General features: G+C 39.7%; 5 protein-coding genes. All 5 read left to right on the forward strand.

What is annotated here, in order from left to right; genetic code table 11:
- Position 1: 1 nt before the first annotated feature.
- The 5 genes from purH to tyrS all read left to right on the forward strand — a co-directional run bounded on the left by purH (position 2) and on the right by tyrS (position 6,432).
- Complete coding sequence (purH, locus tag IEU90_RS09870; RefSeq protein ID WP_153710785.1) at positions 2-1,540, forward strand: bifunctional phosphoribosylaminoimidazolecarboxamide formyltransferase/IMP cyclohydrolase; 1,539 nt, start codon at positions 2-4, stop codon at positions 1,538-1,540.
- A 16-nt stretch (positions 1,541-1,556) separates the two neighbouring features.
- Entirely contained in the window at positions 1,557-2,810 is a 1,254-nt protein-coding gene (gene purD / locus IEU90_RS09875; RefSeq protein ID WP_153710784.1) for a phosphoribosylamine--glycine ligase, read from the forward strand.
- Positions 2,811-2,909: 99 nt separating this feature from the next.
- Positions 2,910-3,596: a 2,3-diphosphoglycerate-dependent phosphoglycerate mutase gene (locus IEU90_RS09880; RefSeq protein WP_153710783.1), complete on the forward strand. Its 687-nt coding sequence runs from the start codon at positions 2,910-2,912 to the stop codon at positions 3,594-3,596.
- 168 nt (positions 3,597-3,764) lie between these two features.
- Complete coding sequence (locus tag IEU90_RS09885; RefSeq protein ID WP_153710782.1) at positions 3,765-4,814, forward strand: hypothetical protein; 1,050 nt, start codon at positions 3,765-3,767, stop codon at positions 4,812-4,814.
- Positions 4,815-5,181: 367 nt separating this feature from the next.
- The gene (tyrS, locus tag IEU90_RS09890) at positions 5,182-6,432 is read left to right on the forward strand and encodes a tyrosine--tRNA ligase (protein ID WP_153710781.1); all 1,251 of its coding nucleotides are present in this window, start codon (positions 5,182-5,184) and stop codon (positions 6,430-6,432) included.
- Positions 6,433-6,863: the final 431 nt, after the last annotated feature.

The following is a 6,863-nucleotide window of genomic DNA, read 5'->3' on the forward strand; positions in this document are numbered from 1 at the left end:
TATGAAAAGAGCATTAGTAAGTGTTTCCGATAAGCAGAACTTGGTCCCATTTGTTAAGGGGTTGGTTGAAAACGGATTTGAGATTGTTTCGACTGGCGGAACAAAGCGGGTCTTAGATGAAGCAGGAATTACAACCATTGGAATAGAAGAAGTTACTCATTTTCCAGAAATCCTCAATGGACGGGTAAAAACACTAAATCCGTATGTTCATGGCGGCTTATTAGCGCGTCGTGACCTTCCTGAACATATGGCGACTTTAGAAGAATTGAAAATTACACCGATTGATTTAGTATGCGTCAATCTCTATCCGTTTAAGGAAACAATTGAAAAGCCGGGAGTTAAACCGAATGATGCAATTGAAAATATTGATATTGGCGGTCCAAGCATGGTTCGCTCTGCAGCAAAAAATTACCATGATGTGACGATTGTTGTAGATCAAGCTGATTATGATGAAGTTTTAAATCAAATAAAAAATGAAGGGAACACTACGCTTGCAACGCGCGCAAAACTTGCTGCAAAAGCATTTCGCCATACTGCCGCTTATGATGCCCTTATTTCGCAATACTTTACAAAGCAGCTCGGCATTAACGACCCAGAAAAATTAACTTTAACTTGGGACCTGAAAGAAACGATGCGCTATGGTGAAAATAGTCATCAGCAAGCATGGTTATATGAAGACGCCCTTCCTAAGAGTTTTTCAATTTTGCAAGCTCAGCAGTTACACGGTAAAAAGCTTTCTTACAATAATATTAAGGATGCGGATGAAGCATTACGGTGTATTCGTGAATTTGATGAGCCGACAGTAGTAGCGATGAAGCACATGAACCCATGCGGAATTGGCCGTGGTGATTCCTTAGTTAAGGCTTGGGACCGCGCTTATGAAGCAGATCCGGTTTCTATTTTTGGCGGGGTAATTGCGCTTAATCGGCAGGTCGACTTAGCAACTGCAGAAAAAATGCATAAGATCTTTTTAGAAATTGTTATAGCACCCGGATTTGATAACGATGCTTATGAGCTGTTAGCGAAGAAGAAAAATATCCGCTTGCTGAGCCTTGATTTTAGTAAGAAAGACGAACCGACAAAGCATGAGGTAGTGTCTGTGATGGGCGGAATGCTGCTCCAGGAACAAGATACATTAAAAGAAGATTATCATGACTGGCAATGTGTTACTGAGACGCAGCCAACGGAGGAACAGCTGAAAACTTTGATGTTTGCTTGGAAAGCAGTCAAACATGCTAAATCAAACGCAATTGTATTAGCAAATAATGAGCGAACGTTGGGCGTAGGGGAAGGACAACCTAATAGAATTGATTCATTAAAAATTGCGGTCAAACATGCTGGCAATAATATCGATGAACAAACAGTAATGGCATCAGATGCCTTTTTCCCGTTTGGCGATTGTGTTGAATATGCAGGTAAACATGGAGTTAAGGCGATTGTTCAACCTGGTGGCTCAATCCGCGACCAAGAATCAATTGATATGGCTAATAAGTATGGAATTGCAATGGTAACAACGGGGATTCGGCATTTCCGCCACTAAGTTTTAGGAGGACCTTATGAAAAAGCAAAATGTGTTAGTTGTGGGTGAAGGTGGTCGTGAATTTGCGATTGCAAAAAAATTACAAAAAAGTCCCCGTGTTAAGCAGGTATATTGTGCGCCGGGAAATGTTGGGATGGCTGCAATCGGTGTGTTTCCGGTGGCAATTGCAGAGACTGATTTTGCTAAGCTGATTCAGTTTGCTAAAGATCATGAGGTTGCATGGACGTTTGTTGGTCCTGAAGATTGTTTGGTTGATGGAATTGTTGATGAATTTGAAGCAGCCGGACTTAAGGCTTTTGGTCCCGACGCCCGGGCAGCTCAACTAGAGGGTTCAAAAGACTATGCCCTTAATTTTATGAAGAATTACCATGTTCCAACCGCTCGCCACGCAACCTATCGTGACCAGACGGCGGCAATTAATGGTGTTGACCAGTTTGGTTTTCCCGTAGTAATTAAGGAAAACGGCTTGGCGGGAGGAAAAGGAGTTGTGATTGCTAAAACCCGGGATGAAGCGGTTAGAACGATTAAAGAGATGTTTGCTAATGGGCAGGCACGGTTGGTTATTGAAGAGTGCCTAACTGGTTCAGAATATTCAATGTTTGTTTTAGTTAGTAATGGGCACTATCGGATCCTCCCAATGGCTCAAGATCATAAACGGGCATTTGATGGAGATGAAGGGCCTAATACCGGGGGGATGGGCGCTTATAGCCCGCTGCCCCAACTTTCTTCGGCTGTTTTTCAACGGATGGTCGATGAGGTAGTTAAGCCGACAGTTGATGGTTTAGTTGCTGGTGGCTACCATTATCATGGGATTTTGTATATTGGTCTTATTTTGACTGATGAAGGTCCCAAAGTAATTGAATATAATGTTCGTCTTGGTGATCCGGAAACACAGGTGATTTTGCCACGGATGAAAACAGACTTATTTGAACTTGTGGATGCCGCTATTAATGACCAGCCTTTACCGGAAGTTATCGAAGGCGCAGATGCTTGTTTTGGTGTTGTCCTAGCATCAAAAGGATATCCAACAAAACCAATCCATGGACAGAAACTGGGCGTATTTCCGGTGGCTGCTAATATTGCTATTGACTATGCAAATGTCACCGGAACAGCTAATGAATTGCTTGGTGCTGGCGGGCGGCTGCTAATGGTTATAGGGGAAGACTTATCCCTTCAAAAAGCGCATGATCAGGTTTATGATTATTTAGCCCGTCTTAATGAGCCAGAATGCTTCTACCGTCATGACATTGGAGCTAAAGCAGGCTTGTAGGAATTTATGGCTCGCTATTGGAATTTGACGGCGAATGGATTAAAATAATGAAGTAATGCTGTTTAAAGCGAGATTTAAGAAGAAAGAGGTCAATTGAACATGGCTAAATTAGTATTAATTCGTCACGGTCAAAGTGAATGGAACTTATCTAACCAATTTACTGGTTGGGTTGATGTTGATTTAAGTGAAAAGGGTGTTGAACAAGCAAAGAATGCTGGTAAGGCTCTTAAGGAACACGGCATTGAATTTGATTACGCATATACTTCTGTTTTGAAGCGTGCGATCAAGACCTTACATTACGCTCTTGAAGAATGCGATCAATTATGGATTCCTGAATACAAGACTTGGCGTCTAAATGAACGTCACTATGGTGCACTTCAAGGTCACAACAAAAAGAAGGCTGCTGAAAAGTACGGTGACGAACAAGTTCATATTTGGCGTCGTTCATACGATGTGTTACCTCCATTGCTAAGTGCTGACGATGAGGGTTCTGCTGCTCAAGACCGTCGTTACGCTAACTTAGACCCACGTGCCATTCCTGGTGGTGAAAACTTAAAGGTTACTTTGGAACGGGTTATTCCTTTATGGCAAGACGAGATTGCACCAAAGCTTTTGGATAACAAGAACGTTATTATCGCTGCCCATGGTAACTCTCTTCGTGCATTGAGCAAGTACATTGAAGATATTTCTGACGAAGATATCATGAACCTTGAAATGGCTACTGGTCAACCAGTTGTTTATGACTTCGATGACAAACTTAATGTATTAAGCAAGGAAAAGTACTAAAATAAAACAATTTATTAAAATGGAGAGGTAGGAAAAGTAATATTTTCTGTAGCCTCTCCATTTTTATCTAACTATGAAGAAATGATGAATAATTTAGCGAATAAATTGAGCTTATAATGAGTTGTGGTATGATTAACATCAGAATCTAATAAGATGGAGAGAATTTAAATGAAAATGGAAAAACAACGAACACTTCCAATGGAGGAATTCGTAACTTCATTGAAGAAACTGGTAAAACCTAACTATTTAAAGGCGATGTGGCCAGTTGCTGGAGTTTCAATTATTTTTATTGCTTTAGTTTCAATTTTGACGTTGCTTAATTCTAATATTGCAGCATCAATGAGTATGACGATGATGATGGTAATGTACGGAATGGCTTCTCCAGTTGCAATCTTGTTATCATTGTTAGAAGTTCTTGGGATTTTTGCAATCATTGCGGTATTAGCATTCTTTTATTCATTCTTTGCAGTAGCAACACAGTATACTTACCAGGATAAATTAGCTTATCCAGAACAACCGGTTAGTGCTGGATCAATTTGGATGCATTATAAGCACTTGCGGAAAAATCAACTTTGGCGGATCATGCTTTACGTTACATTGTTCATGTTCCTGTGGAGCTTACCGCTTAATATTGTTAACGCCCTGTTGCTACCTCATTTGTCAGGGATGGCAGCTGTTTATACCGGTTGGACGATTCGTATTCTTAACGATATTGTTGTTTTATGGAAGAGTATTGAGTATTCGCAATCCTACTTCTTATATCGTGAAAAGCAGCCACAATTTCTTGGTCAATCCATGCGGTATGCTTTAACCGCAAGTCGCCGCTTTATGACCGGACGGAAGTGGAATTACTTTGCAATCGTGTTTGTATTAGAATTCCTTCCAATGTTAGTCTGGAGTTTAATCTTTGGTGGCCTTGCCTTTTACGGCATTTATACAGCTACATATGTTCTTACATATGTGGGAATTGTTGTTGTAATTGTTGGGATTGCTTGTTATCTCCCAGTTGTTTATGCGATTCTTGCTCTGTACTACAATAAGGCACGGGCAGGAATGGAAATGGACGTTCTTTTTACAGATACGTTTAAGCCGGTTGCCGATTTAACAGGTGAAGCCTATGTCCATGAAGTATATGTAGAAAAGCAGACTAAGGAGCAACCATCATCAACTGTTAAACGTAAAGCTGAAAAGAAGCACGAACCTAAAAAAGATAAATAATTAATAATAAGCTGGAGAGTGAGAACATCTTCAGCTTTTTGTTTTTTGTGATGATGATCTTATGTTAAATAGTGCTTGACAGTGGTTGACGATTCCATGTACAATGACGGCAATAATTAAAGACGAAGAAGTAATTTTAGTAGCGAGCGGTTGGACATTTAGGAAGCAAGTGGTTACTGTAAACTTAGCCAATACCGTTGCGCGAATTACACTTACGGAGTCTTTCAGCATTTGAACGGATCGTCTCGTTATCGACTAGAGTGGTAGCTATTTAGCTGCAAATCAAGGTGGTAACGCGGTAAACCGTCCCTGACTTCATTTATTGAGGCCAGGGATTTTTTGTATCCGAGAATTTTGGAGGTAAAGCATGGATATTCTTAATGAACTAGAATGGCGTGGCGCTATTAATCAAGTCACAAATGAAGAAGGTTTGCGCAAATTAACGTCAGAAAACAAGATTGCCCTTTATTGTGGAACCGACCCGACAGGAGATAGTCTTCACATTGGACACCTAATTCCATTTATGATTTTAAAAAGGTTCCAATTAGCTGGCCACCATCCGGTTATTATTATCGGTGGGGGAACCGGCGCAATCGGAGACCCATCTGGGCGGAAATCAGAACGGCAGCTTCAAACGATGGATCAGGTTCATCATAATGAAGAAGCTTTGACCGCTCAAATGAAGAAATTGTTTGGTACAGAGAATTTTACGATTGTTAATAATTATGAATGGCTTTCCAAGATTAGTTTATTAGACTTCCTTCGTGACTACGGTAAATTATTTAATATCAATACAATGTTAAATAAAGAAGTCGTAGCCAGTCGATTGGATGCCGGAATCTCGTACACTGAATTCACTTACCAGATCCTTCAATCAGTTGACTTCCTTCATCTTTACCGTCATAATGACGTTCAACTACAAATTGGTGGTTCTGATCAGTGGGGTAACATTACCGCCGGAATAGACTTAATTCACAAGATAGAAGGACCAGCTACAAAAGTATATGGACTTACAATTCCATTAATGTTGAAGGCGGATGGAACTAAGTTTGGTAAAACCGCTGGTGGTGCAGTTTGGCTTGATCCGGAAAAGACTTCGCCATATGAGTTCTATCAGTTCTGGATTAATCAAGATGACCGTGATGTTGTAAAGTATTTGAAGTACTTTACATTCTTGTCCAAAGAAGAAATTGATGACTTGGCGGAAAAGGTTAAAAACGAACCATGGAAACGGGAAGCCCAACGCCGCTTAGCCCAAGAAGTAACAAAGTTTGTTCATGGGCAAGAAGCAGTTGAAGAAGCGGAACGAATTAGTAAAGCACTGTTTTCCGGGGATGTGGCAGACCTTTCTGTTGCGGAAATTGAACAAGGGTTTAAGAATATGCCTTCAGTTGATGTAGAAAACAAGAAAGAAAACATTATTGTCTGGTTAACTGATAATGGCATTGAACCTTCACGTCGCCAAGCACGGCAAGATGTATCAAGCGGTGCAATTAGAATTAATGGTGAAAAGGTCGATGATGTTGATGCAGAAATCGATCCACAAGCACACTTTGACGGCAAATTTGTAATTGTGCGAAAGGGTAAGAAGCATTATTACTTGGCTCGTGTAAAATAAGTATAAAATGATTGTTAGTAAATACGCTCTTAATGATATGATTTAGGGGCGTATTTATTTGTTTTTAAAGTTTAAAAACAAATAAATTTTACAAACACAATTGAAATGTTTGTATTTAAAAAATAAATTTAGAAAGTTTAGAAAAGGTGTTGACGAGAGAGTGAAATCCATGTATAGTAATTACCGTTGTCAAAACAGTGCAGTGCTGTTGAGATGCTTCAAGTTAAAAGTTATAAATAATTGTTGACATCTGATTGACAACATGATATATTAATAAAGTTGCTGATTGAGTTATTGATTAGAAGAAATTCAAAATTAATTAAAATTTCTTCTTGACAAGTTAAATCGGTATATGATATAATGAATATGTTGATTGACTGCTTAGTTAGTTAACTGGTAGACCTTTGAAAACTGAACAAAGTTTCGACGAA

Source organism: Limosilactobacillus caviae (genome assembly GCF_014635905.1).
GTDB lineage: Bacteria > Bacillota > Bacilli > Lactobacillales > Lactobacillaceae > Limosilactobacillus > Limosilactobacillus caviae.

Bases quoted from the DNA above. Each gene is read 5' to 3' on its own strand.
- purH (WP_153710785.1), top strand. From the start codon at position 2: ATGAAAAGAGCATTAGTAAGTGTTTCCGATAAGCAGAACTTGGTCCCA.
- purD (WP_153710784.1), top strand. From the start codon at position 1,557: ATGAAAAAGCAAAATGTGTTAGTTGTGGGTGAAGGTGGTCGTGAATTT.
- IEU90_RS09880 (WP_153710783.1), top strand. From the start codon at position 2,910: ATGGCTAAATTAGTATTAATTCGTCACGGTCAAAGTGAATGGAACTTA.
- IEU90_RS09885 (WP_153710782.1), top strand. From the start codon at position 3,765: ATGAAAATGGAAAAACAACGAACACTTCCAATGGAGGAATTCGTAACT.
- tyrS (WP_153710781.1), top strand. From the start codon at position 5,182: ATGGATATTCTTAATGAACTAGAATGGCGTGGCGCTATTAATCAAGTC.